Annotated in this window: 1 rRNA gene; it reads left to right on the forward strand. The window is 57.0% G+C overall.

The window, feature by feature from the left end:
- Positions 1-2830 (forward strand): 23S ribosomal RNA (locus ACFPIJ_RS64470); the annotation flags it as partial.

Below are 2830 nucleotides of genomic sequence, written 5' to 3' on the forward strand. Positions count from 1 at the left end.
AAGTTTTTAAGGGCGTACGGTGGATGCCTTGGCATCAGGAGCCGATGAAGGACGTGGGAGGCCGCGATAGGCCTGGGGGAGCTGTCAACCGAGCTGTGATCCCAGGGTGTCCGAATGGGGGAACCCGGCACCAGTCATGTGGTGTCACTCCTGCCTGAACACATAGGGTAGGTAGAGGGAACGCGGGGAAGTGAAACATCTCAGTACCCGCAGGAAGAGAAAACAACAGTGATTCCGTGAGTAGTGGCGAGCGAAAGCGGAAGAGGCTAAACCGTGCACGTGTGATACCTGGCAGGGGTTGCGTGTGCGGGGTTGTGGGACATGTCTTGATCGGTCTGCTAGCTGATCGCACAGTCAGAAAATTCTGGGTTAGTCGAAGTTCGCTGGAAAGCGGCACCGTAGACGGTGAGAGTCCGGTAGGCGAAAATCCTGGATCTGTGTTGGTGTGTTCCCGAGTAGCGGCGGACTCCTGTAATCTGCCGTGAATCTGCCAGGACCACCTGGTAAGCCTAAATACTCCCTGATGACCGATAGCGGACGAGTACCGTGAGGGAAAGGTGAAAAGTACCCCGGGAGGGGAGTGAAATAGTACCTGAAACCGTGCGCCTACAATCCGTCGGAGCGTCCTGCTACTTTGTGGCAGGGGTGACGGCGTGCCTTTTGAAGAATGAGCCTGCGAGTTAGTGATACGTGGCGAGGTTAACCCGTGTGGGGGAGCCGTAGCGAAAGCGAGTCTGAATAGGGCGTTCAGTCGCGTGTCCTAGACCCGAAGCGGAGTGATCTAGCCATGGGCAGGCTGAAGCGCGGGTAAGACCGCGTGGAGGGCCGAACCCACCAACGTTGAAAAGTTGGGGGATGACCTGTGGTTAGGGGTGAAAGGCCAATCAAACTCCGTGATAGCTGGTTCTCCCCGAAATGCATTTAGGTGCAGCGTCACGTGTTTCTTGCCGGAGGTAGAGCACTGGATGGCCTAGGGGGCCTACAAGCTTACTGAAGTCAACTAAACTCCGAATGCCGGTAAGTGAGAGCGTGGCAGTGAGACTGCGGGGGATAAGCTTCGTAGTCGAGAGGGAAACAGCCCAGATCACCAGCTAAGGCCCCTAAGCGTGTGCTAAGTGGTAAAGGATGTGGGGTCGCATAGACAACCAGGAGGTTGGCTTAGAAGCAGCCACCCTTGAAAGAGTGCGTAATAGCTCACTGGTCAAGTGGTTCCGCGCCGACAATGTAGCGGGGCTCAAGCACACCGCCGAAGCTGTGGCATTCACATGATAACCCGGCCTGATGGTTCGTCCTGAGGGTCCAGGTGTGTGGATGGGTAGGGGAGCGTCGTGTCACCGGTGAAGCGGCGGAGTGATCCAGCCGTGGAGGTGACGCGAGTGAGAATGCAGGCATGAGTAGCGAAAGCAGGGTGAGAAACCCTGCCGCCGGATGACCAAGGGTTCCAGGGCCAGGCTAATCCGCCCTGGGTGAGTCGGGGCCTAAGGCGAGGCCGAGAGGCGTAGTCGATGGATAACGGGTTGATATTCCCGTACCCGCGTAGAAGCGTCCATGCTGAACCTTCCTGTACTAACCTCACAAAGGTTTGAGGCCTTCGGGTTGATGACTGGAGTTTGGGAACTTGGGGGGTAGTAGGCAAGCGATGGGGTGACGCAGGAGGGTAGCTGGACCCGGCCGGTGGTTGTGCCGGGGCAAGCGTGTAGCCCGCAGTGTAGGCAAATCCGCACTGCTTGAGGGTGAGACGTGAAGCGGAGCCGTTTCAGGCGAAGTCAGTGATCCCATGCTGCCGAGAAAAGCCTCTAGCGAGTTTCGAGCGGCCCGTACCCCAAACCGACACAGGTGGTCAGGTAGAGAATACCGAGGCGATCGGGCGAACTGTGGTTAAGGAACTCGGCAAATTGCCCCCGTAACTTCGGGAGAAGGGGGGCCACCGATGGTGAGACCACATGCTGGTGGAGCGGTTGGTGGCCGCAGAGACCAGGGGGAAGCGACTGTTTACTAAAAACACAGGTCCATGCGAAGTCGTAAGACGATGTATATGGACTGACGCCTGCCCGGTGCTGGAACGTTAAGGGGACCTGTTAGTCCGTGAGGGCGAAGCGGAGAACTTAAGCGCCAGTAAACGGCGGTGGTAACTATAACCATCCTAAGGTAGCGAAATTCCTTGTCGGGTAAGTTCCGACCTGCACGAATGGCGTAACGACTTCCCCACTGTCTCAACCACAGGCCCGGCGAAATTGCACTACGAGTAAAGATGCTCGTTACGCGCGGCAGGACGGAAAGACCCCGGGACCTTCACTATAGCTTGACATTGGTACTCGAATTCGATTGTGTAGGATAGGTGGGAGCCTGTGAAGCGGCCACGCCAGTGGTTGTGGAGGCAAGCTTGAAATACCACTCTGTTGGATTTGGGTATCTAACTTCGGACCGTGATCCGGTTCAGGGACAGTGTCTGGTGGGTAGTTTAACTGGGGCGGTTGCCTCCTAAAATGTAACGGAGGCGCCCAAAGGTTCCCTCAGCCTGGTTGGCAATCAGGTGTTGAGTGCAAGTGCACAAGGGGGCTTGACTGTGAGACTGACAGGTCGAGCAGGGACGAAAGTCGGGACTAGTGATCCGGCACTGGCAGGTGGAAGCGGTGTCGCTCAACGGATAAAAGGTACCCCGGGGATAACAGGCTGATCTTCCCCAAGAGTCCATATCGACGGGATGGTTTGGCACCTCGATGTCGGCTCGTCGCATCCTGGGGCTGGAGTAGGTCCCAAGGGTTGGGCTGTTCGCCCATTAAAGCGGTACGCGAGCTGGGTTTAGAACGTCGTGAGACAGTTCGGTCCC

Source organism: Dactylosporangium cerinum (genome assembly GCF_042653625.1).
GTDB lineage: Bacteria > Actinomycetota > Actinomycetes > Mycobacteriales > Micromonosporaceae > Dactylosporangium > Dactylosporangium cerinum.